Origin of the sequence: Pseudomonas sp. 09C 129 (genome assembly GCF_002843625.1) — a bacterium.
Taxonomy (GTDB): domain Bacteria; phylum Pseudomonadota; class Gammaproteobacteria; order Pseudomonadales; family Pseudomonadaceae; genus Aquipseudomonas; species Aquipseudomonas chlororaphis.
Genome location: NZ_CP025261.1, coordinates 1,136,045 through 1,158,824 on the forward strand (window position 1 = coordinate 1,136,045; position 22,780 = coordinate 1,158,824).

Genomic DNA, 22,780 nt, shown 5'->3' on the forward strand with positions numbered 1-22,780 from the left:
ATTTCCTGTGTCGGCCGTTCTCTCACTGTTACAAAGCCGTTTGTTGCGGCCTGTGTTCGTTACCCTTGGTATCGCCCTTTTGGTGCAGGTGCTGGTTGCCGTTGCCCTGACCCGGAGCACGGTAACGGCGCTGGAGGCGGATCTGGCCGCTCGTCTGGGCGTCGATAGCCAGAAGCTGTCCGGCGAACTGGAGCAGGCGGCTCGTGAGGTCACCTCGAGCCTGGAAAGCCTTTCCAGCAACACCCGGCAACGCTTGACCGCCGGGCTTTCCTCGCGCCTGGAAGAGGAGCAGGCGCAATTGCGCGCAACGCTGGAGAAGGATCTCAAGGATTCAGCCAACGATATGGCCCAGTTGCTCGCTTCGGTGGCCCCGCGCGCCATGTGGGACAGCGACGTTCCGACCCTCTCCGAGTTCGCCCGGCGCGCCCAGCGCAATCCCAACGTGCTGTTCGTGGTGTACGACGATGCCAATGGCGAGCACCTGACCCGCTATCTGAACCGGGAAAACCCGATCAACAAGGCGCTGCTGGAAAAGGGCAAGGGCGAGCGTGCCCTGGACAAGGTGCTGGACGCGGCCAAGAACGATCCATCGGTCTACTACCTGGAAGCCTCCATCAGTCCTAACGGCGTGGAGATCGGCAAGGTGCTGATGGGGGTTTCCACGGCGTCGGTCGAGGCGGATGTGGCGGCGCTGGACAAGCGTTTCGAGGCCTTGATCGCCAGCAGCGATCAGCTGGTCGGCGATAGCCTCAAGGGCGCTTCGGCGGACAGTTCGGCGGCCATGCGTGCGCGCCTGCAGTCGGCGCAGACCACCGCTTCGGACATGCAGGCCAACACCGCGGGTACCGTGCAGGACGCGGCGGCCACCCTGCGCTGGCGCATCGGCATGGGCCTGGCGCTGGTCGGCTGCGGGGTCTTGCTGTTGCTGGCGGTGGTGCTGGGGCGGCGAGTGGTCAGCAAGCTGCATCTGCTGATCGCCGCGCTAAACGATCTGGCCGCCGGTGAGGGTGATCTGACCAAGCGGGTCCAGCTCAACAGCAATGATGAGATCGGCGACATGGCCTCGGCGGTCAATCGTTTTGTCGACAAGTTGCAGCCGATCGTGCGTGAGGCCGGCGATGTGGCGCAGCGTACTGGCGTCGAAATCGGCGCGATGAGCCTGCGTAATGCTGGGGCGGACGCCGCGGCCGAGGCCCAGCGTGACGAGGTGGCGGAGAGTTTGCGGGCGCTGTCGCAGATGGCTGACGAAGCCCAGGCGGAAAGCCAGGCGATGCAGGCGGCCTTGCAGCAGGTGGTGGAGATCCGTCAGGCGACCGACGAAAACACTCGGACCTCGGCCCAGGTGGGCGGTCTGATCGAGGCACTGGCGGGGCAGGTCGACACGGGGGCCAAGGTCATCGAGCGCCTGGCGCAGCAGAGCGAACAGATCGAGGTGGTGTTGACGGTGATTCATGGGATTGCCGAGCAGACCAACCTGCTGGCCTTGAATGCGGCCATTGAAGCGGCGCGGGCCGGGGAAACCGGGCGCGGCTTTGCGGTGGTAGCCGATGAGGTCAGGGCGCTGGCGAGCAAGACGCAAAGCTCTACCGGCGATATCCAGGCGCATATCGGTGCGCTGCAGCAGGGCGCGCGCGAGGCGGTGGCGGCGATCGGCCAGGCTGGAAGGCAGGCCAGCGAAGGGTTGCTGGTGTTGCGCGACAGTGCGCGGCTGCAACAATCGGTGCAGTCGTCGGTGGAGCAGGTGCACGCGGCGATTGGCCTGGCGACCCAGGCGGCTGCCCATCAGGCTCAGGGCGCGCAAGCGGTGCGCGGTAGGGTCGAGACCATCCATGCCCAGGCTGAGCGGGCAGCTCAGGCTGTGGTGGAGACCACGGCCAGCGGCAAGGTACTGGATAGCCTGGCAGCCCAATTGAAGGCCAGCCTGGGGCAGTTCCGGGCTTGAGTGTTCACGAGGCTTGAATGCTCGGGGCGGGGCTCCTACAGAAAGCTTTCTGTAGGAGTGGGCTCAGCGGCTCAGATACATCCGTGTCGTCAGCAGATAGACCGGTAGTCCCGATACCAAGATCAACAGCGCCGCATAAGGCGCTGCGGCGGCAAACTCCACATTCGCCGTGTGCGCCCAGACTTCCGTTGCCAGTGTATTCAGTCCGGTCGGGCTGAGTAGCAGGGTGGCCGTCAGCTCCTTCATGGCATCCAGGAATACCAAGGCAAAGGCGGCGCCCAAAGCCGGAAAAATGATCGGCAGGGTCACGCGGCAGAAGGCCGTGAATGAGGAGGCGCCCAGGGTGCGGGCGGCTTCCTCGAGTTGCGGCGCCGCCTTGTTCAGGGCGGTGCGGATCGGTGCCTGCGCCAGGGGCAGGAACAGCAGGGCGTAGGCGATCAGCAACAGGGCTGAGGTCTGATACAGCGCTGGCACGTAGTGCAGGGCAAAGAACACCAGCGTCAGGGCGATCACCAAGCCTGGCAGGGCGTGCAGCAGGTAAGGCAGGCGTTCGGCCCAGAGTGCCAGGCGGCCCTTGTGGCGCACCACCAGCAGTCCGACCGGTACCGCCAGCACCAGGCACAGCGCCGCGCCACCCAACGATAGCGCCAGGGAGGAGAGCAGGGCTTCGCTGATGGCAGCTACCGGGAAAGCGGCTGATGAGCCGACGGCCAGCCAGTACGCCAGCATGCCCAGCGGAATGCCGCTGCCGATCAGGGTCAGCAGCGCGCAGTACAGTTGTCCGCCAATTGCCCACTTGCCGAGGCGCACCTGCTCGGCATGTCGCGCCGCGCCCTGGCCGGTTCGTACATGGCGGCCTTTGCCGCGAACCCGCAACTCCAGCCACAGCAGGGCCAGGCACAGCGCTAGCAGCACGGCGGAAAGCATCGCCGCGTTGGCATTGCTGAACTCCAGTTCGAACTGTTGGTAGATCGCGGTGGTGAAGGTTTGCAGGCCGATAATCGACAGTGCACCGAACTCCACCAGCATGTGCAGGGCGATCAGTAGCGAACCGGCCAGCAGCGAGGGCCAGAGCAGGGGCAGGGTGATCCGGAAGAAAACGCCCCAGCGATTCTGCCCGAGGGTGCGGGCCGATTCCTCCAGGGAGGGGTCGAGATTGCGCAGGGTAGCCGCCACAGGCAGGAATACCAGCGGGTACTTGGACAGGCTCATGACCAGGATGGCCCCGCCCAGGCCTTCGAAGCTGGCGCTGAGGGAGACCCAGGTGAAGCTGCTGACAAAGGCCGGTACGGCAAAGGGCAGGCACAAGATCACGCCCCAGAGGCGTCGCCCCGGCAAGTCGCTGCGTTCCAGCAGCCAGGCCAGGGACAGGCCGACGATAGCGCAGGTAACGGTCACGCCAATGAGCAATAGCAGGGTGTTGCGCAGCAGGCCGAATACATAGGGGCGCCACAGCAGGTGCAGGGCTTCGGCCCAGCCAGCCTGCCAGGCCTTGAGCCCGACATAGAGCAATGGCAGCAGGCTGAGCCCGACCAGCAACAGAACCGGTAGCAGCAGCCAGATCGATGGCCCCTTGCGCCTCGGTATGCAGTTCGTGCGCGAGGCGGGGGCGGGCAGCGATCGGCTCATCAGTTCAGGCCGACTTCGCGTTCCAGTTCCAGGGCTTCTTCGGCGTTGCCGAGGTCGGCCGGGGTGACTTTCGGCGCTTGCAGTTCACTGAACGGCTTGAGGCCTCGATCCGACTCCAGGCCTTTGCGCAGCGGATATTCTGCGGTGGTCTGGGTGATTACGCGCTGGCCTTCTTCGCTGGCCATATAGGCGAGGAATTGCTGGGCTTCTTTGGGGTGTTTGCTGGACTTGAGTACCGCGGCGCTGGATACGGTGATTAATCCGCCGGCATCGCCGCCGGTGAAATAGTGCAGCTTCGAGTCAAGCTGGCCTTTCTCCCGTTGCAGGGCGAACCAGTAGTAGTTGTTCACCAGCACGGTGGCGACTTCGCCGTTTTCCACGGCCTTCAAGGCCACCATATTATTGCTGTAGGTCTTGCCGAAAGCGCGCAGGCCGGTCAGCCATTCTTCGGCGGCGTCCATCCCGTGCAGCTTGATGATTGCCACGGCCTGTTCCTGAAATGCACCGCTGGTGGGGACGAAGCCTACCTTGCCTTGCCATTGTGGCTGGGAGAACTCCATCACTGATGCAGGCAGGTCTTTTTCGTCGATCAGCTTCGGGTTGAACGCTACCACGCGAACTCGGGCGGTAATGCCGATCCAGGTGCCGTTACCGGCGACGTAGTCCTTGGGCAGGACTTCAAGGGTCGCAGCATCGGTCTTGGCCAGCAGGCCTTGCTCGCCGAGTTTGTTCAGGGGCGGCGATTCTTCGGTGTAGATCACGTCGGCGGGGGAGCGCTCGCCTTCTTCCACGATCTGGCTGGCGAGCTGGTTGCTGCTGCCCTTGCGCACATTGACGTGAATGCCGGTCTTGGCCTCGAAAGCCTTGGCGATGGCGTCGCCGACTTCCTTGTGCTGGCCGTTGTACAGCGTCAGGGAAGCCGGATCGGCTGCTTGAGTGAATGGAGATGCCAGGGCCAGGCCCAGCAAAGTGATGGTCAAGCCACGCAGAAGGGATGTTGGAAGGGGGATGTTTCTAAACATCATTCGCAGGGTTCCTCACTGTGGTGCCGCAAAAACTTGTAACAATCATAAACGATATTGTTTCTCATGTGCGGCTTGGCGGGCCGGATAGTCCTGAAGGAGGGGCGCTTGGGCGGGGGAAATGATTGTTGTGGGCCAGAAACGCAAAAACCCGCTTTCGCGGGTTTTTGTGAGGCTTCACAGCTATGCTGTGAAACTTGAATGTGGTGCCCAGAAGAAGACTCGAACTTCCACGGCCTTGCGGCCACCAGCACCTGAAGCTGGCGTGTCTACCAATTTCACCATCTGGGCAGTATCAGCAGCGTTGCCGCTGTTGATGGGGCGAACTATACGGAGCGCCTTTGAATCTGTAAAGCCCTGTTTTGACTTAGATTCAATAAATCAAACACTTAGAATGCAAAAACCCGCTTTCGCGGGTTTTTGGAGGAGCCTGAAGATTCAAGCGATCTACAGCTCTGAATTGGTGCCCAGAAGAAGACTCGAACTTCCACGGCCTTGCGGCCACCAGCACCTGAAGCTGGCGTGTCTACCAATTTCACCATCTGGGCAGTATCGGCAACGTCTCCGTCGTCGATGGCGCGCACTATACGGACCACCTTTTGAGCTGTAAACCCCTGATCTTGAAAATATTGAAAAAAATTTGCCGACGGCTTTTGCAGGATGGTTCTGAAGCCTCTAAAGGACTTTTCGGAGCCTGTCTTAGCCTGAAATTTCCCGTTTCAATACGCGTATGCCAAACTAACCCGCATATAGACAAGGTGAAATTTATCTAATGGCCGATTGGCAGTCCCTCGATCCCGAGGCCGCTCGTGAAGCGGAAAAATATGAAAACCCTATCCCTAGCCGCGAACTGATCCTTCAGCACCTTGCTGATCGGGGTTCGCCTGCTAACCGCGAACAGTTGGTCGAAGAGTTTGGTCTGACCACAGAAGACCAGATCGAAGCCCTGCGCCGCCGCCTGCGCGCCATGGAGCGCGATGCCCAACTGATCTACACCCGTCGCGGCACATATGCACCGGTGGACAAGCTCGACCTGATCCTCGGCCGTATCAGTGGTCACCGTGACGGCTTCGGCTTCCTGGTTCCCGATGACGGCAGCGACGACCTGTTCATGAGCCCGGCGCAGATGCGCCTGGTGTTCGATGGCGACCGTGCACTGGCCCGGGTTTCCGGTCTGGATCGCCGCGGTCGCCGCGAAGGCATGATCGTCGAAGTAGTGTCCCGTGCCCACGAGAGCATCGTCGGCCGTTATTTCGAAGAAGGCGGAATCGGTTTTGTGGTGGCGGACAACCCGAAGATCCAGCAGGAAGTGCTGGTGACCCCGGGTCGCAATGCCGGCGCCAAGATCGGCCAGTTCGTCGAGGTGAAGATCACCCACTGGCCGACTCCGCGCTTCCAGCCGCAAGGCGACGTGGTCGAGGTCGTGGGCAACTACATGGCCCCGGGCATGGAAATCGATGTTGCCTTGCGCACCTACGATATTCCTCACGTCTGGCCCGAGGCGGTGCTGAAGGAAGCCGGCAAGCTCAAGCCGGAAGTCGAAGAGAAGGACAAAGAGAAGCGCATCGACCTGCGTGATCTGCCGTTCGTCACCATCGACGGCGAAGACGCTCGCGACTTCGACGATGCGGTCTATTGCGAAGCCAAGCCTGGCAAGCTGCGCCTGTTCGGCGGTGGCTGGAAGCTGTACGTGGCGATTGCCGACGTTTCCAGTTACGTGAAGATCGGTTCGGCGCTGGATGCCGAGGCTCAGGTGCGCGGCAACTCGGTGTATTTCCCCGAGCGCGTGGTGCCGATGCTGCCGGAACAGCTGTCCAACGGCCTGTGCTCGCTGAACCCGAAAGTCGATCGTCTGGCCATGGTGTGCGAGATGACCATCTCCAAATCCGGCGAGATGACCGACTATCAGTTCTACGAAGCGGTGATCCATTCCAAGGCGCGCCTGACCTACAACAAGGTCAGCACTATCCTCGAGCAGCCGAAAACCAGCGAGGCTAAGCAGCTGCGTGGCGAATACGCCGATGTCGTGCCGCACCTCAAGCAGCTTTATGCGCTGTACAAGGTTCTGCTCGGTGCCCGTCATACCCGTGGCGCCATCGACTTCGAGACCCAGGAAACCCGGATCATCTTCGGCTCCGAGCGCAAGATCGCCGAAATTCGTCCGACTACCCGTAACGATGCGCACAAGCTGATCGAGGAATGCATGCTGGCGGCCAACGTGGCCACCGCCGAATTCCTCAAGAAGCACGAAATCCCCGCGCTCTATCGCGTTCACGACGGTCCGCCGCCAGAGCGCCTGGAAAAACTGCGCGCCTTCCTCGGCGAGCTAGGCCTGTCCCTGCATAAAGGCAAGGACGGCCCGACGCCGAAGGACTACCAGGCCCTGCTGGAAAGCATCAAGGATCGTCCGGACTTCCATCTGATCCAGACCGTGATGCTGCGCTCCTTGAGCCAGGCGGTGTACAGCGCTGACAATCAGGGCCACTTCGGCCTGAACTACGAAGCCTATACCCACTTCACCTCGCCGATTCGCCGTTACCCGGACCTGCTGACGCACCGGGCGATTCGCAGTGTCATCCATTCCAAGCAGAACACGCCTCATGTGCGTCGTGCCGGAGCGATGAGCATTCCGAAGGCGCGCATCTATCCCTACGACGAGGCGATTCTCGAGCAGCTTGGCGAGCAGTGCTCGATGAGCGAGCGGCGTGCCGACGAAGCGACCCGCGACGTGGTGAACTGGCTCAAGTGCGAATACATGAAAGACCGCGTGGGCGAGGCCTTCCCGGGCGTGATCACTGCTGTGACCGGTTTTGGCCTGTTCGTCGAACTGACCGATATCTATGTCGAAGGTCTGGTGCATGTCACGGCGCTGCCGGGCGACTACTACCACTTCGATCCCGTGCATCACCGCCTCGCCGGTGAGCGTACCGGCCGCAGCTTCCGCCTGGGTGACAGCGTGGAAGTGCGGGTCATGCGCGTCGATCTGGACGAGCGCAAGATCGACTTCGAGATGGCGGAAAAAACCATCAGCGCACCGATCGGTCGCAAAAAGCGTGGCGCTGTCGATGCGCCTCCGGCCAAGACGGCTGCCGAGCCTGCCCCAGCCAAGGCCGGGCGTCGTGGTCCGGCCAAGGAGAAGCCGGTCGAGGCCTACCGCTCCAGCGATGCGGCGGCGAAAAACGCCGAAGTGCGCAAGAGTCGTGAAATGAAGCAGGCGTTGCTGGCCGAAGCCAAGAGCGGCGGTAAAGCGGCGTCTGGGGGAAAGTCCGGAAAGCCGGCGTCCAGCAAGCCGAGCAAACATCGTAAAGGTCCGCCGAAAGCGGGCGCAGGTCCTGCAACGAAAAGCGGCGGGGCGCGTAAACCCAAGGCCAAGTCATGAGTCAGTTGGAAAAGATCTACGGCGTGCACGCTGTAGAAGCATTGCTGCGTCACCACCCCAAGCGCGTCAAGCAGATCTGGCTGGCCGAAGGCCGTAGCGATCCGCGTGTACAGGTGCTGGTGGACCTGGCCGGGCAGAATCGCGTGGCGGTCGGGCAGGCCGAGCGTCGCGAAATGGATGCCTGGGTCGAAGGCGTTCACCAGGGCGTCGTGGCTGAAGTAAGCCCAAGCCAGGTCTGGGGCGAAGCGATGCTCGATGAGTTGCTCGACCGTACCGAGGGTGCGCCGCTGCTTCTCGTGCTGGACGGCGTGACCGACCCGCATAACCTTGGCGCCTGCCTGCGCACTGCCGATGCGGCCGGTGCGCTGGCGGTGCTGGTGCCGAAAGACAAATCGGCGACCCTGACCCCGACCGTGCGTAAAGTGGCGTGCGGCGCCGCGGAAGTGATTCCGCTGGTGGCCGTGACCAACCTCGCGCGCACCCTGGAAAAGCTTCAGCAGCGCGGCCTGTGGGTCGTCGGCACGGCTGGCGAAGCCGAGCAGGAACTGTATGACCAGGACCTGACCGGGCCGACCATCCTGATCATGGGCGCCGAAGGCAAGGGTATGCGTCGCCTCACCCGCGAGCATTGCGATTTCCTGGTGCGCCTGCCGATGGCCGGTAGCGTCAGCAGTCTCAACGTTTCCGTGGCTACCGGTGTGTGCCTGTTCGAGGCCACGCGCCAGCGTGCGGCCAAGGCCAAGGCTGCCGCCAAAAAAGCTTGATCCAATCTATCGGTAGGGGCGAGCTTGCTCGCGATGCGGTGTGTCAGATGTGCCGCTATCGCGAGCAAGCTCGCTCCTACAGGTTTATGGGTCGGCACTGATTGTTCAAATAATCACCAATTGCCTTGCGCCGCTGTTCCCCCTTCTCTACAATTGCGCCCCTTGCCGTTGCGGCAGGCGCATATGTGCCTATCTCTGAGGCAAGACACACAAGTGTCATTCACTCCTTGTCTGACCGCTTTTGAGCGGCAGGCTACAACCCGTAAGGAGCATTCATGCGTCATTACGAAATCATCTTTCTGGTCCACCCTGACCAGAGCGAGCAAGTCGGCGGCATGGTTGAGCGTTACACCAAGCTGATCGAAGAAGACGGCGGCAAAATCCACCGTCTGGAAGACTGGGGCCGTCGTCAACTGGCCTACGCAATCAACAATGTTCACAAGGCTCACTACGTGATGCTGAACGTTGAGTGCACCGGTAAAGCCCTGGCTGAGCTGGAAGACAACTTCCGTTACAACGATGCTGTGATCCGTAACCTGGTCATCCGTCGCGAAGAAGCCATCACTGGCCAATCCGAGATGCTCAAGGCTGAAGAGAACCGCAGTGAGCGCCGTGAGCGTCGTGACCGTCCTGAGCATTCTGACAGCGCCGATGGCGATGACAGCGATAACAGCGACGCCAGCGATAACGCTGACGAGTAATCCACGGACCTTTTGAGGAGCCAATTACATGGCACGTTTCTTCCGTCGTCGTAAATTCTGCCGCTTCACCGCTGAAGACGTGAAAGAGATCGATTACAAAGATCTCAACACTCTGAAAGCCTACGTATCCGAGACCGGCAAAATCGTTCCAAGCCGTATCACCGGTACCAAAGCTCGTTATCAGCGTCAGCTGGCCACCGCTATCAAGCGCGCCCGCTTCCTGGCCCTGCTGGCCTACACCGACAGCCACGGCCGCTGAGACCGGGCAGTCGACAAGTAGTAAGGGATTGAATGCATGCGCGCCTTAGCTGAGTTCATCATGCGCGGCCGTATGCAGGCCACTCTGGTAGTGGCCGGATGTGCGGCATTGCCGTTGTTGTATTGGTTGGGTGCTGCTGCGGGAAGCCTGGTGCTCCTGCGGCGCGGTTTGAGCGACGCCCTTGGTGTCCTCGCCCTGGGATTGCTGCCAGCATTGTTCTGGTGGCTGTATTCCGACGATCCACGCGCACTCATGGTGTTGCTCGGGTCTTCGGGCCTTGCGTTGGTTTTGCGCGCAAGCGAATCCTGGAACCGTGTGCTGCTGGTCAGCATAGCGCTGGGCCTGGTGTTTGCTGGAGTGCTGGGTGTGGCTTACCGCCCCCAGATCGAGATGCTCTCGCAGGAGTTGGTAAAAATCCTGCCGTTGGCCCTCGGTGATCTCTACCAGCAGCTGTCGGTTGAAGAGCGGGCTCGTCTCGCCTCACTGATCGCACCGGTCCTGACCGGCCTGATTGCGGCTTTGTTGCAGGTCGTCAGTGTGCTGAGCCTGATTGTCGGGCGCTACTGGCAGGCGTTGTTGTACAACCCGGGTGGTTTTGGGCGCGAGTTTCGCGCTATCAAGCTCCCGCTGGGACTGGCGATGTTGCTGCTGGCCTGCATGCTGCTGGGACCGAACCTCGGTCCACAGATGGCGATGCTGACGCCGTTGTGCAGCGTACCGCTGGTGTTCGCTGGGCTGGCCCTGATTCACGGGCTGGTGGCGCAAGGGCGACTGGCCAGGTTCTGGCTGGTGGGGTTGTACGTAACGCTGTTGCTGTTTATGCAGCTGATCTATCCGTTGCTCGTGGTGTTGGCCATAGTCGACAGCCTGATTGATTTTCGCGGTCGTTCGGCGCCGAAAGACGCCGATAACGGTCCTGCGAACGGTGAAGGTTAAAAGTTAAGAGGTTATTACCAAATGGAACTGATCCTGCTGGAAAAAATCGCCAACCTGGGCAACCTGGGCGATAAGGTAAACGTTAAGGCTGGTTACGGCCGTAACTACCTGCTGCCTTTCGGCAAAGCCACCGCTGCTACCGCTGCCAACCTGGCTGCGTTCGAAGCGCGTCGTGCCGAGCTGGAAAAACTGGCTGCAGAGAAAAAGGCTTCTGCCGAAACTCGCGCTGCCCAACTGGCTGAGCTGGAAGTGACTATCACTGCCACCGCTGGTGACGAAGGCAAGCTGTTCGGTTCGATCGGCACCCACGACATCGCTGATGCACTGACTGCCTCCGGCGTTGAAGTTGCAAAAAGCGAAGTTCGTCTGCCGAACGGCACCATCCGCAACGTAGGTGAATTCGACGTAGCCGTGCACCTGCACGCTGAAGTTGAAGCTACCGTACGCGTTGTCGTGGTAGCAGCTTAAGCAGTACTTGTCGGCTGGCACCCTCGGGAGCTAGCCGGTAACATCGGGCACGATCCTGTTTACAGGTCGTGCCCTTTGTCTTTCTGTACCCTCAGTTTTTCAAACCCCTGCTTTTCCTAAAAAACCAAGTGGCCATGAACGATATCTCCGCTCCCGAGCAATACGATCTGCAAACCGCTGCCCTGAAGGTGCCGCCACATTCCATCGAGGCCGAACAGGCCGTGCTCGGTGGTCTGATGCTGGACAACAACGCCTGGGAGCGGGTGCTCGATCAAGTCTCCGACGGCGATTTCTATCGACATGACCACCGCCTGATCTTCCGTGCGATCGCCAAGCTGGCCGATCAGAACATGCCGATCGACGTCGTGACCCTGTCCGAGCAGTTGGACAAGGAAGGCCAGACGTCCCAGGTCGGCGGCTTGGGTTACCTGGGCGAACTGGCGAAGAACACGCCGTCGGTGGCCAACATCAAGGCCTATGCGCAGATCGTTCGCCAGCGCGCCACCCTGCGCCAGCTGATCGGCATCAGCACCGAGATCGCCGACAGCGCCTTCAACCCCGAAGGCCGCACCGCCGAAGAGATTCTCGACGAAGCCGAACGGCAGATCTTCCAGATCGCCGAAGCGCGTCCGAAGACCGGCGGCCCGGTGGGCGTCAACGAGTTGCTGACCAAGGCCATCGACCGCATCGACACCCTGTTCAACACCGACAACGCCATCACCGGCCTGTCCACCGGCTACACCGACCTCGACGAGAAGACCAGCGGCCTGCAGCCCGCCGACCTGATCATCGTCGCCGGTCGTCCGTCCATGGGTAAGACCACCTTTGCCATGAACCTGGTGGAAAACGCCGTACTGCGCAGCGACAAGGCGGTGCTGGTGTACTCCCTCGAGATGCCAGGCGAATCGCTGATCATGCGTATGCTGTCGTCCCTCGGCCGTATCGACCAGACCAAGGTGCGTTCCGGCCAGCTGGAAGACGACGACTGGCCGCGCCTGACCTCGGCGGTCAACCTGCTCAACGATCGCAAGCTGTTCATCGACGACACCGCCGGTATCAGCCCTTCGGAAATGCGCGCGCGGACCCGCCGCCTGGTGCGTGAGCACGGCGACATCGCCCTGATCATGATCGACTACCTGCAGCTGATGCAGATCCCGGGTTCCAGCGGCGACAACCGGACCAACGAGATTTCCGAGATCTCCCGTTCCCTCAAGGCCCTGGCCAAGGAATTCAACTGCCCGGTAGTGGCCTTGTCCCAGCTCAACCGCTCCCTTGAGCAGCGCCCGAACAAGCGCCCGGTGAACTCCGACTTGCGGGAATCCGGAGCGATCGAGCAGGACGCCGACGTCATCATGTTCGTGTACCGGGACGAGGTGTATCACCCCGAGACCGAGCACAAGGGCATTGCCGAGATCATCATCGGCAAGCAGCGGAACGGCCCCATCGGCTTTATCCGCCTGGCGTTCATCGGCAAGTACACCCGCTTCGAGAACCTCGCGCCGGGCAGCTACAACTTCGACGACGACGAATAAACAGCCGTAGCCGCTGCCGCAGGCTGCGACAGAGGCCGCAGGGCCTTCGTTCGATGGGTGAGCGTTGCGTCTGCCGCGCAGCCGATCGCAGTCTGCGACAGCGGCTACAGGCCACCGATTTCCGACCATAGTCGTCGGAATTGGTTATTTTTTGTGCTATATTCCGCGCCCGCGAATTTCTCTGTAAATAAACGCGCCCTCATCTACACCTATACCGGTCATCGACATGCAAGCAGCCAAGCCGTTATTTGACTATCCCAAGTACTGGGCCGAATGTTTCGGACCGGCGCCGTTCCTGCCGATGAGCAGGGCGGAAATGGATCAGCTCGGCTGGGATTCCTGCGACATCATCATCGTCACCGGCGATGCCTACGTCGATCACCCGTCGTTCGGCATGGCGATCATCGGCCGGCTGCTGGAGTCCCAGGGCTTCCGCGTCGGGATCATCGCCCAGCCGAACTGGCAGTCCAAAGACGACTTCATGAAGCTCGGCGAGCCGAACCTGTTCTTCGGCGTCGCAGCCGGCAACATGGACTCGATGATCAACCGCTACACCGCGGACAAGAAAATCCGCTCCGACGACGCCTACACCCCGGGTGGCCTGGCGGGCAAGCGTCCGGACCGCGCCAGCCTGGTCTACAGTCAGCGCTGCAAGGAAGCCTACAAGCACGTGCCGATCGTCCTGGGCGGCATCGAAGCCTCCCTGCGCCGCATCGCCCACTACGACTACTGGCAGGACCGGGTGCGCAACTCGATCCTGATCGACGCCAGCGCCGACATCCTGCTCTACGGCAACGCCGAGCGGGCGATTGTCGAAGTCGCCCAGCGCCTGTCCTACGGGCACAAGATCGAAGACATCACCGACGTGCGCGGCACCGCGTTCATTCGCCGTGACACGCCGCAGGGCTGGTACGAAGTCGACTCCACGCGTATCGACCGTCCGGGCAAGATCGACAAGATCATCAACCCGTACGTCAACACCCAGGACACCCAGGCCTGTGCCATCGAGCAGGAAAAGGGCCCGGTCGAAGATCCCCAGGAAGCCAAGGTCGTGCAGATCCTGGCCAGCCCGAAGATGACCCGGGACAAGACCGTGATCCGCCTGCCGTCCATGGAAAAGGTGCGTAACGATCCGGTGCTCTACGCCCACGCCAACCGCGTGCTGCACCTGGAAACCAACCCGGGCAACGCCCGTGCGCTGGTGCAGAAGCATGGCGAGATCGATGTCTGGTTCAACCCGCCGCCCATCCCGATGACCACCGAAGAGATGGACTACGTGTTCGGCATGCCGTATCAGCGCATCCCGCACCCGGCGTACGGCAAGGAGAAGATCCCGGCCTACGACATGATCCGTTTTTCGGTGAACATCATGCGTGGCTGCTTCGGTGGCTGCACCTTCTGCTCGATCACCGAGCACGAAGGGCGGATCATCCAGAACCGTTCCGAAGAGTCGATCATTCGCGAGATCGAAGAGATTCGCGACAAGGTTCCAGGTTTTACCGGGGTCATTTCCGACCTCGGCGGCCCGACCGCGAACATGTACCGCATCGCCTGCAAGAGCCCGGAAATCGAATCCGCGTGCCGCAAGCCGTCCTGTGTGTTCCCTGGCATCTGCCCGAACCTGAACACCGACCACTCGTCGCTGATCCAGCTGTATCGCAGCGCCCGCGCCTTGCCGGGGGTGAAGAAAATCCTGATCGCTTCCGGCCTGCGCTACGACCTCGCGGTCGAGTCGCCGGAGTACGTCAAGGAACTGGTGACCCACCACGTCGGTGGCTACCTGAAGATCGCCCCGGAACACACCGAGGAAGGTCCGCTCAACCAGATGATGAAGCCGGGCATCGGTAGCTACGACCGGTTCAAGCGGATGTTCGAGAAGTACTCCAAGGAAGCGGGCAAGGAGCAGTACCTGATTCCGTACTTCATCGCCGCGCACCCGGGCACCACCGACGAAGACATGATGAACCTGGCCCTGTGGCTCAAGGGCAATGGTTTCCGCGCCGACCAGGTGCAGGCGTTCTACCCGTCGCCGATGGCCACCGCCACCGCGATGTACCACTCGGGCAAGAACCCGCTGCGCAAGGTCACCTACAAGAGTGACGGGGTGACCATCGTCAAGAGCGAGGAGCAGCGTCGCCTGCACAAGGCGTTCCTGCGTTACCACGACCCGAAAGGCTGGCCGATGCTGCGTGAAGCGCTGACCCGCATGGGTCGCGCCGACCTGATCGGGCCGGGCAAGAACCAGTTGATTCCTTTGCATCAGCCGTCGACCGACAGCTACCAGAGCGCCCGTCGCAAGAACTCGACGCCGGCTGGCAGCCACAAAGTGGCCAAGGAAACCACCAAAATTCTTACCCAGCACACCGGCCTGCCTCCACGCGGCAGCGACGGTAGCAACCCGTGGGACAAGCGCGAACAGGCCAAGGCCGCCGCGATGGCCCGCAACAAGCAGGCCGCCAAGGAACGCACGGATGCGGCCAAGGGCAAAGGCAAGAAGCCGGCCCGCAAACCGGTCGTGCCCCGCTAAGGCCACTGCTGTACGGACCCAATGCCACAGACACAACGCCAACCCCAGGGTTGGCGTTGTGCATTTCGGCGTTCGGGTTTGTTAAGGTGCGCCCCCAGGATTGGCATCAACTCAAGGAAGCGCCGCGTGTTACGTCGCCGCAAAACCCCGCAACAACGGCAAGTCGAAGACCGGCTGCTACGCCTCAAGACCGCCGAATGGCTTGCCTGGCAGCCCTATGTGCGGCGTTTCGGGGTGATTCACATCGCGGTGATGATGACGACGGTCTTCAGCATCTCGCTGACCGCCGCGCAGGTGCCCCATCTGTATTTCCCCCGTGACTTCCAGGTCGCCAACTACGCCGCGATGGCCATGCTGGGCGCTGGCCTGCTGATGAGCCTGTGTTTCATGCTGGTGATCCGCGGCTACCCGCGTGGCGCCTGGGCCTTGTTCGGCGCGCTGGTGTTCTGCCTCGCATGTGCGCTGCTGGTCCTGCTGGACTCCCGCCAGCGACTGTTCCCGGCCTTTGTCCTGTGCATTCCCCTGGCCGGGCTGTACCTGATGAGCACCCGGCGCTACCAGCGCGGGCTCAAGGTGCTGCAAGTGGCGGCGCGCAAACGCCGGCGCCTGCAGCGACTGGAAGCCGGCCTGAAGCGGGTGCGCTGACCGCCGGTTACATCCTGTCGCCACATTTATGTGCAACCCTGCGCACGCCGAAGCACGCACCGCTCGCTTTTGGTGCTGTACTGCCCACAGCCGTTGGGGAAAGCCCCGGGACTGGTGCTCTGGCATAAGTCTTGCGCGCTTTCGTGTACGTTCAGGCCCGCAGGAGGCACGCCGTGTCGATCCATGTCGCATTGCACCATGTCACGCATTACCGCTACGACCGCGCGGTCGAACTCGGCCCACAGATCGTTCGCCTGCGTCCGGCGGCCCATAGCCGCACGCGGATTCTCTCCTATGCGCTGAAGGTTCAGCCCGAGCAGCACTTCATCAACTGGCAGCAGGACCCCCAGGGCAACTACCTGGCGCGCCTGGTCTTCCCGGAGAAGACCGACGAGCTGCGGATCGAAGTCGATCTGCTGGCGGAGATGGCGGTCTTCAATCCGTTCGATTTCTTCCTTGAGCCCTACGCCGAGAAAATCCCCTTCGCCTATGCCGCCGACGAGCAGCGCGAGCTGGCGCCTTACCTGGAAACCCTGCCACTGACGCCGAAGTTCAAGGCGTACCTTGAGGGCATCGACCGCACGCCGATACCGGCGGTGGATTTCCTGGTGGCCCTGAACCAGCGCCTGAGCGAAGACATCGGCTACCTGATCCGCATGGAGCCCGGTGTGCAGACGCCGGAGCAGACCCTGGACAAGGCTTCCGGCTCCTGCCGCGACTCCGCCTGGCTGCTGGTGCAACTGCTGCGCAACCTGGGGCTGGCCGCGCGCTTTGTTTCCGGCTATCTGATCCAGCTGACCGCCGACGTCAAATCCCTCGACGGCCCGTCCGGCACCGAGGTCGACTTCACCGACCTGCACGCCTGGTGCGAGGTGTACTTGCCCGGCGCCGGCTGGATCGGCCTGGACGCCACTTCCGGGCTGTTTGCCGGGGAAGGGCATATCCCGTTGGCTTGCAGCCCCGATCCGTCCTCGGCGGCGCCGATCAGCGGCCTGGTGGAGCCTTGTGAATGCGAGTTCGGCCACGAGATGTCGGTGGAGCGGGTCTGGGAAGCGCCGCGGGTCACCAAGCCCTACACCGAGGAGCAATGGCTGGCGATCCAGGCCCTGGGCCGGCAGATCGATGCCGACCTGCTGGCAGGCGACGTGCGCCTGACCATGGGCGGCGAGCCGACCTTCGTCTCGATCGACGACCCGGATGGCGCCGAATGGAACACCGCGGCTCTCGGGCCGAACAAGCGCCGGTTGTCCGCCGAGCTGTTCCAGCGCCTGCGCAACCACTACGCGCCCAAGGGCCTGGTGCACTTTGGCCAGGGCAAGTGGTACCCGGGCGAGCAATTGCCGCGCTGGTCGCTGAACTGCTACTGGCGCCGCGACGGCGTGCCGATCTGGCACAACGCCGCGCTGATTGCCGACGAACATGAAGACTATGGCGCCGACAGCGAGCTGGCCGGGCGTTTCCTCGCCAGCGTCGCCGAACGCTTGAAGCTGCCCGCGCGCTTTGTATTCCCGGCCTACGAAGACAATTTCTACTACCTGTGGCGTGAAGGCACCTTGCCGCAGAACGTCAGCGCCGAGGATTCGCGGCTGGCGGACGAGCTGGAGCGGGCGCGCCTGCGCAAGGTGTTCAGTCAGGGCCTGGACAAGGTTATCGGCCAGGTCCTGCCGCTGGCCCGTACTGCGAGGGGCGACCAGTGGCAGAGCGGCCGCTGGTACCTGCGCGATACCCATTGCCGGTTGATCCCGGGGGATTCGCCCCTGGGTTATCGCCTGCCGCTGGCGTCCCAGCCCTGGGTGACAGCGGCGGAGTATCCCTATGTGCACCCCACCGACCCGAACCAGGAGCTGCCCGAGCTGCCGGACAGTGCGCAACTGCGCGAACACGGCGAAGCGGCCGAGGCCGATGAGCGGGTGCCGCAGATCGACCAGTCCGCCGACTGGCTGACCCGCACCGCGTTCTGCGCCGAGGCGCGGGGCGGGCGCTTGTACCTGTTCATGCCGCCCCTGGAGCGCCTGGAGGATTACCTGGAGCTGGTCAGCGCCATCGAGGCCACCGCCGAGGAGCTGCATTGCCCGGTGCTGCTGGAGGGCTACGAGCCGCCGAGCGATCCGCGCCTGAGCAACTTCCGCGTCACCCCCGATCCGGGCGTGATCGAGGTCAACGTGCAGCCGTCCGCCAGTTGGGACGAGCTGGTGGAGCGCACCGAATTCCTCTACGAGGAAGCCCGGCAGACCCGCCTGACCACCGAGAAATTCATGATCGACGGGCGCCATACCGGCACCGGCGGCGGCAACCACTTCGTATTGGGTGGCGCGACGCCGGCGGATTCGCCGTTCCTGCGCCGGCCGGACCTGTTGCGCAGCCTGATCAGCTACTGGCACAACCATCCGTCGTTGTCCTATCTGTTCTCCGGGTTGTTCATCGGCCCCACCTCCCAGGCGCCGCGGGTCGACGAGGCGCGCAACGATGCGTTGTACGAGCTGGAAATCGCCTTCGCGCAGATGCCCGAACCGGGCGAGGAGTGCCCACCGTGGCTGGTCGACCGGCTGCTGCGCAACTTGCTGATCGATGTCACCGGCAACACCCATCGCGCCGAGTTCTGCATCGACAAGCTGTACTCGCCGGATGGCGCTACAGGCCGCCTGGGCCTGCTGGAACTGCGCGCCTTTGAAATGCCGCCCCATGCGCGCATGAGCCTGGCCCAGCAACTGTTGCTGCGGGCCTTGGTCGCGCGCTTCTGGCGCGAGCCCTACGCACCGGCCAAGCTGGCGCGCTGGGGCACCGAGCTGCACGACCGCTTCCTGTTGCCGCACTTCATCGAGCAGGACTTCGCCGATGTCATCGTCGAGCTCAACGCCGCCGGCTACCCGTTGCGGGCCGAGTGGTTCGCCGCGCACCTGGAGTTCCGTTTCCCCAAGGTCGGCGATTATGCGGTCGGCGGTGTCGAACTGGAGCTGCGCCAGGCCCTGGAGCCTTGGCACGTGTTGGGGGAGGAGGGCTCCGCTGGCGGCACGGTGCGTTATGTCGACTCATCGCTGGAGCGCCTGCAGGTCAAGCTCACCGGGCTGGCGCCGCAGCGCTACCTGTTGACCTGCAACGGTGTCGCGGTGCCACTGCAGCCTACCGGGCGAGTCGGGGAGTTCGTCGCCGGGGTGCGCTATCGGGCCTGGCAGCCGTTCAACTGCCTGCAACCGACCATCCCGGTGCATGCGCCCCTGGTGTTCGACCTGCTCGACACCTGGATGCAGCGTTCCCTGGGCGGTTGCCAATACCATGTGGCCCACCCGGGCGGGCGCAACTACGACAGCCTGCCGGTGAATGCCAACGAGGCCGAGAGCCGACGCATGGCGCGCTTCTTCCGCCTGGGGCATAGCCCCGGCACCTTGTCGGTGCCGAGCCTGACGATCAACGACGAGTTGCCGATGACACTCGATTTGCGACGTTTCTAAAGCAGACGCGACGCCCGGATGTTTCGCATATCCGGGCGTCATGTGTCTGCGTTAATCTGACTTACCTTGCCGTCTGCCGAGCTTTCCATGCCTGACCTGCTTGACCACTACCCGCTGACGGCGGGTACCTACCACGAACTGCTCGACGCCAGCGGCGCGGTGCGCCCGCACTGGCGCCGGCTGTTCGACCAGTTGCAGCGCAGCACACCGGCGCAGTTGATGCAGCGCCAGGCGCTGCTGACCCGGCAGATCCAGGAAAACGGCGTCACCTACAACGTCTATGCCGACCCCAAGGGCGCCGACCGGCCGTGGGAACTGGACCTGTTGCCCCATGTGATCGCCGCCGATGAATGGCAGCAGCTGTCCGCCGGGATCGCGCAGCGGGCGCGTTTGCTCAATGCGGTACTGGCCGATCTGTACGGCCCCCAGCGGCTGATCAGCGAGGGCCTGCTGCCGGCCGAGCTGGTCTTCGGCCATAACAACTTTCTCTGGCCGTGCCAGGGCATCCAGCCGCCGGAAGGCGCCTTCCTGCACCTGTACGCGGTCGACCTGGCGCGCACCCCGGACGGGCGCTGGTGGGTCACCGCCGACCGCACCCAGGCGCCGTCCGGTGCCGGCTACGCCCTGGAAAACCGCATGATCGTGTCCCGGGCCTTTCCGGACCTGTACCGCGATCTGCAGGTGCAGCACCTGGCCGGGTTCTTCCGCACCCTGCAGGAAACCCTGGCCCGCCAGGCGCCCCGGGACGACGAAGCGCCACTGATCGTGCTGCTGACCCCGGGACGTTTCAACGAGAGCTATTTCGAACACCTGTACCTGGCGCGCCAGCTCGGTTATCCGTTGGTGGAGGGCGGCGACCTGACGGTGCGCGACGCCACGGTCTACCTCAAGACCCTGAGCGGCCTGCGGCGGGTGCACGCGATCATGCGCCGGCTCGACGACGACTTCTGCGACCCGCTGGAACTGCGCACCGACTCGGCCCTCGGCGTGCCGGGGCTGCTGGAGGCGGTGCGGCGGGGGCGGGTGCTGGTGGCCAATGCCCTGGGCAGCGGCGTGCTGGAGTCGCCAGGCCTGCTGGGTTTCCTGCCGAAGATCAGCGAGCACCTGTTCGGCGAAGAACTGATTCTGCCGTCCGTCGCCACCTGGTGGTGCGGCGAGGCGCCGGTGCTGGCCCAGGCCCTGGAGAAACTCCCGGAACTGCTGATCAAGCCGGCGTTCCCGTCCCAGAGCTTTGCCCCATTGTTCGGTCGCGACCTTTGCGAGAAAGAACGCCAGGCCCTGGCCGAACGCATGCGGGCGCGACCTTATGCCTATGTCGCCCAGGAGCTGGCGCAACTGTCCCAGGCGCCGGTCTGGCAGGCCGAGGACGGCCAGCTGCAACCGCGGGCCATCGGCATGCGGGTGTATGCCGTGGCCAGCCGCGATGGTTACCGGGTACTGCCGGGCGGCTTGACCCGGGTGGCCGCCGAGGCCGATGCCGAGGTGGTATCGATGCAGCGCGGCGGCGCCAGCAAGGACACCTGGGTGCTGGGCGAACGTGCGCCCAGCGGCGAACAGTGGAAAGGCCAGCGGACCATCGGCGTGCATGAACTGGTGCGGCGCGATCCGTACCTGCCGTCGCGGGTGGTGGAAAACCTGTTCTGGTTCGGCCGTTACTGCGAGCGTTGCGATGGCAGTGCGCGGCTGTTGCGGATCATGCTGGCGCGCTATGTCGACGGCGATGACCCGCAGGCCTTGCAGGCGGCGGTCGAGCTGGGCGAAAGCCTGATGCTGCTGCCGGACGAAGGCGAACTGCCCGAGCGTTTGTTGGCGGCCCTGCAGGGGGACGACTGGTCCTTCAGCCTGCGCTCCAACCTGCAGCGCCTGCAGTGGGCGGCGTCCCAGGTGCGCGGCAAGCTTTCGCGGGAAAACTGGCAGGCGCTGGTGGAATTGCAGCGCGAAGCCCTGGCTCTGGAAGCCCGCGAGCCGGACTTCGGCGAGCTGCTGGACTTCCTCAACCGCCTGGTGATGTCCCTGGCGGCGCTGTCGGGTTTCGCCCTGGACGACATGACCCGCGACGAAGGCTGGCGCTTTTTGATGATTGGCCGGCGCATCGAGCGCCTGCAGTTTCTCAGCAGCAGCCTGGCGGCCTTCCTGCGCAGCGCCACCGCGTTCGACCAGGCCGGGCTGGAGTGGCTGCTGGAACTGGGCAACAGCAGCATCACCTACCGTTCCCGCTACCTGGCGGTGGCGCAGTTGATCCCGGTGCTCGACCTGTTGCTGCTCGACGAACAGAACCCCCATGCGGTGCTGTTCCAGCTGAAGCTGGTGACCCGGACCCTCAATCGCTTGAACGACGAGTTCGGCGTACCGCGCGAGGCCGGTTTGCCCAAGCTGGTGGGGCGTCTGGGGCGCTTCGACCTGGGCTGCCTGGAAAACCCGCTGTTCGGCGAGGCCAGCGTGCGGGCGGCGCTCGAAGGCCTGGCCGACCTGTTGCAGGAAATCGCCGATGCCAGCGGGCAGGTCTCCGACCGCCTGGCGCTGCGGCATTTCGCCCATGTCGACGATGTCAGCCAACGAACGGTATCCGTCTGATGAGCGCTCATTACCAGATCTTCCACGATACCCATTACCACTACGACAGCCCGGTTTCCCTGGCCCAGCAGCTGGCGCACCTGTGGCCGCGCGCCTGCGCCTGGCAGCATTGCAGCCAGCAGGAACTGCTGATCAGCCCCGACCCCACCACCCGTCGCGACGAGCTGGACGTGTTCGGCAACCCACTGACCCGGCTGGCGTTCGAGCGGCCCCATGACGAGCTGCTGGTCAATGCGCAGCTGACGGTGGAGGTGCTGGCCAGGCCCACGCTGGATTTCACCCGTTCATTGCCCTGGGACGCCACCCGCAGTGCGCTGACCTACAGCAGCCGGCCGTTGTCCGCGGCCTTGATGGAGGCGTGTCGTTACCGCTTCGAGTCGCCTTATGTGCACTTGAAGAAAAGCTTCGTCGAGTTCTCCGAAAGCTGTTTCCCCGCCGGGCGTCCGTTGTTGTTGGGGGTGCAAGCGTTGATGGAAAAGATCTTCAGCGAGTTCACCTTCGATGCCGAAGCCACCCAGGTGGCGACGCCGCTCGTGGAAGTGCTGGAGCGGCGGCGCGGGGTTTGCCAGGACTTCGCCCACCTGATGCTGGCGTGTTTACGTTCCCGTGGCTTGGCGGCGCGTTATGTCAGCGGCTACCTGCTGACCCAGCCGCCACCGGGGCAGCCACGTCTGATCGGCGCGGATGCCTCCCATGCCTGGGTTTCGGTGTTCTGCCCGGTGCTCGGCTGGGTGGATTTCGACCCGACCAACAACGTGCAGCCGGCGCTGGAGCACATCACCCTGGCCTGGGGCCGGGATTTTTCCGATGTGTCGCCGTTGCGCGGGGTGATTCTCGGCGGCGGCAGCCACGACCCGGAAGTGCGGGTGACGGTGATGCCGCTGAATGAACGGATCTCACTGTAGCCGCTGCCGCAGGCTGCGATAAGGTTCGCAGAACCTTCCAGCGGTCTA

15 protein-coding genes and 2 tRNA genes are annotated in these 22,780 nt (G+C 63.2%); 13 read left to right on the forward strand and 4 right to left on the reverse strand.

Annotated features, from left to right (window positions below; genetic code table 11):
• Positions 1 to 7: 7 nt before the first annotated feature.
• Positions 8 to 1,942 carry a methyl-accepting chemotaxis protein gene (locus CXQ81_RS05275; RefSeq protein WP_053259425.1) on the forward strand — a complete coding sequence of 645 codons (1,935 nt, stop codon included), beginning with the start codon at positions 8 to 10 and terminating at the stop codon, positions 1,940 to 1,942.
• A 63-nt stretch (positions 1,943 to 2,005) separates the two neighbouring features.
• On the opposite strand, the gene CXQ81_RS05280 is transcribed toward CXQ81_RS05275, so the two are convergent.
• From CXQ81_RS05280 to CXQ81_RS05295, 4 genes are all read right to left on the reverse strand, one after another.
• Positions 2,006 to 3,571 carry an iron ABC transporter permease gene (locus tag CXQ81_RS05280; protein ID WP_101336678.1) on the reverse strand — a complete coding sequence of 522 codons (1,566 nt, stop codon included), beginning with the start codon at positions 3,569 to 3,571 and terminating at the stop codon, positions 2,006 to 2,008.
• On the reverse strand, positions 3,571 to 4,596 hold the full coding sequence (locus CXQ81_RS05285; protein WP_101336679.1) for an extracellular solute-binding protein: 1,026 nt from the start codon (positions 4,594 to 4,596) through the stop codon (positions 3,571 to 3,573). The genes CXQ81_RS05280 and CXQ81_RS05285 overlap by 1 nt, the downstream gene beginning before the upstream one ends.
• A gap of 201 nt (positions 4,597 to 4,797) precedes the next feature.
• Positions 4,798 to 4,884, reverse strand: a tRNA-Leu gene (locus CXQ81_RS05290).
• A 170-nt stretch (positions 4,885 to 5,054) separates the two neighbouring features.
• Positions 5,055 to 5,141, reverse strand: a tRNA-Leu gene (locus tag CXQ81_RS05295).
• 224 nt (positions 5,142 to 5,365) lie between these two features.
• Between CXQ81_RS05295 and rnr the strand changes: the two genes are divergently transcribed.
• From rnr to CXQ81_RS05355, 12 genes are all read left to right on the forward strand, one after another.
• Complete coding sequence (gene rnr / locus CXQ81_RS05300; RefSeq protein ID WP_101336680.1) at positions 5,366 to 7,972, forward strand: ribonuclease R; 2,607 nt, start codon at positions 5,366 to 5,368, stop codon at positions 7,970 to 7,972.
• Positions 7,969 to 8,736: a 23S rRNA (guanosine(2251)-2'-O)-methyltransferase RlmB gene (gene rlmB / locus CXQ81_RS05305; protein ID WP_007921480.1), complete on the forward strand. Its 768-nt coding sequence runs from the start codon at positions 7,969 to 7,971 to the stop codon at positions 8,734 to 8,736. Before rnr ends, rlmB begins: the two co-directional genes overlap by 4 nt.
• Before the next feature lie 275 nt (positions 8,737 to 9,011).
• On the forward strand, positions 9,012 to 9,437 hold the full coding sequence (gene rpsF, locus CXQ81_RS05310) for a 30S ribosomal protein S6 (protein ID WP_007921481.1): 426 nt from the start codon (positions 9,012 to 9,014) through the stop codon (positions 9,435 to 9,437).
• Between the two features lie 28 nt (positions 9,438 to 9,465).
• Positions 9,466 to 9,696 carry a 30S ribosomal protein S18 gene (gene rpsR / locus CXQ81_RS05315; RefSeq protein ID WP_002551829.1) on the forward strand — a complete coding sequence of 77 codons (231 nt, stop codon included), beginning with the start codon at positions 9,466 to 9,468 and terminating at the stop codon, positions 9,694 to 9,696.
• Positions 9,697 to 9,732: 36 nt separating this feature from the next.
• Positions 9,733 to 10,632 carry a hypothetical protein gene (locus tag CXQ81_RS05320; RefSeq protein ID WP_009041913.1) on the forward strand — a complete coding sequence of 300 codons (900 nt, stop codon included), beginning with the start codon at positions 9,733 to 9,735 and terminating at the stop codon, positions 10,630 to 10,632.
• A 21-nt stretch (positions 10,633 to 10,653) separates the two neighbouring features.
• Positions 10,654 to 11,100, forward strand: coding sequence for a 50S ribosomal protein L9 (gene rplI / locus CXQ81_RS05325; RefSeq protein WP_007921484.1), 447 nt, complete (start codon positions 10,654 to 10,656; stop codon positions 11,098 to 11,100).
• Positions 11,101 to 11,234: 134 nt separating this feature from the next.
• Positions 11,235 to 12,632: a replicative DNA helicase gene (dnaB, locus tag CXQ81_RS05330; protein WP_007921486.1), complete on the forward strand. Its 1,398-nt coding sequence runs from the start codon at positions 11,235 to 11,237 to the stop codon at positions 12,630 to 12,632.
• 226 nt (positions 12,633 to 12,858) lie between these two features.
• Complete coding sequence (locus CXQ81_RS05335) at positions 12,859 to 15,159, forward strand: YgiQ family radical SAM protein (RefSeq protein ID WP_007921487.1); 2,301 nt, start codon at positions 12,859 to 12,861, stop codon at positions 15,157 to 15,159.
• 126 nt (positions 15,160 to 15,285) lie between these two features.
• Complete coding sequence (locus CXQ81_RS05340; RefSeq protein ID WP_101336681.1) at positions 15,286 to 15,804, forward strand: hypothetical protein; 519 nt, start codon at positions 15,286 to 15,288, stop codon at positions 15,802 to 15,804.
• 173 nt (positions 15,805 to 15,977) lie between these two features.
• Positions 15,978 to 19,253: a DUF2126 domain-containing protein gene (locus tag CXQ81_RS05345; RefSeq protein WP_101336682.1), complete on the forward strand. Its 3,276-nt coding sequence runs from the start codon at positions 15,978 to 15,980 to the stop codon at positions 19,251 to 19,253.
• A gap of 87 nt (positions 19,254 to 19,340) precedes the next feature.
• Complete coding sequence (locus CXQ81_RS05350; RefSeq protein WP_101336683.1) at positions 19,341 to 21,827, forward strand: circularly permuted type 2 ATP-grasp protein; 2,487 nt, start codon at positions 19,341 to 19,343, stop codon at positions 21,825 to 21,827.
• Positions 21,827 to 22,732, forward strand: a complete 906-nt coding sequence (locus CXQ81_RS05355) for a transglutaminase family protein (RefSeq protein ID WP_101336684.1) — start codon at positions 21,827 to 21,829, stop codon at positions 22,730 to 22,732. The genes CXQ81_RS05350 and CXQ81_RS05355 overlap by 1 nt, the downstream gene beginning before the upstream one ends.
• The last annotated feature ends 48 nt before the right edge of the window (positions 22,733 to 22,780 follow it).

What these genes read in the sequence shown, in the direction of transcription:
- CXQ81_RS05285 (WP_101336679.1), bottom strand. Translation starts at nt 4,596, where the DNA reads ATGATGTTTAGAAACATCCCCCTTCCAACATCCCTTCTGCGTGGCTTG.
- rlmB (WP_007921480.1), top strand. Translation starts at nt 7,969, where the DNA reads ATGAGTCAGTTGGAAAAGATCTACGGCGTGCACGCTGTAGAAGCATTG.
- CXQ81_RS05335 (WP_007921487.1), top strand. Translation starts at nt 12,859, where the DNA reads ATGCAAGCAGCCAAGCCGTTATTTGACTATCCCAAGTACTGGGCCGAA.
- rplI (WP_007921484.1), top strand. Translation starts at nt 10,654, where the DNA reads ATGGAACTGATCCTGCTGGAAAAAATCGCCAACCTGGGCAACCTGGGC.
- rpsF (WP_007921481.1), top strand. Translation starts at nt 9,012, where the DNA reads ATGCGTCATTACGAAATCATCTTTCTGGTCCACCCTGACCAGAGCGAG.
- CXQ81_RS05320 (WP_009041913.1), top strand. Translation starts at nt 9,733, where the DNA reads ATGCGCGCCTTAGCTGAGTTCATCATGCGCGGCCGTATGCAGGCCACT.
- CXQ81_RS05350 (WP_101336683.1), top strand. Translation starts at nt 19,341, where the DNA reads ATGCCTGACCTGCTTGACCACTACCCGCTGACGGCGGGTACCTACCAC.
- dnaB (WP_007921486.1), top strand. Translation starts at nt 11,235, where the DNA reads ATGAACGATATCTCCGCTCCCGAGCAATACGATCTGCAAACCGCTGCC.
- rnr (WP_101336680.1), top strand. Translation starts at nt 5,366, where the DNA reads ATGGCCGATTGGCAGTCCCTCGATCCCGAGGCCGCTCGTGAAGCGGAA.
- rpsR (WP_002551829.1), top strand. Translation starts at nt 9,466, where the DNA reads ATGGCACGTTTCTTCCGTCGTCGTAAATTCTGCCGCTTCACCGCTGAA.
- CXQ81_RS05355 (WP_101336684.1), top strand. Translation starts at nt 21,827, where the DNA reads ATGAGCGCTCATTACCAGATCTTCCACGATACCCATTACCACTACGAC.
- CXQ81_RS05280 (WP_101336678.1), bottom strand. Translation starts at nt 3,571, where the DNA reads ATGAGCCGATCGCTGCCCGCCCCCGCCTCGCGCACGAACTGCATACCG.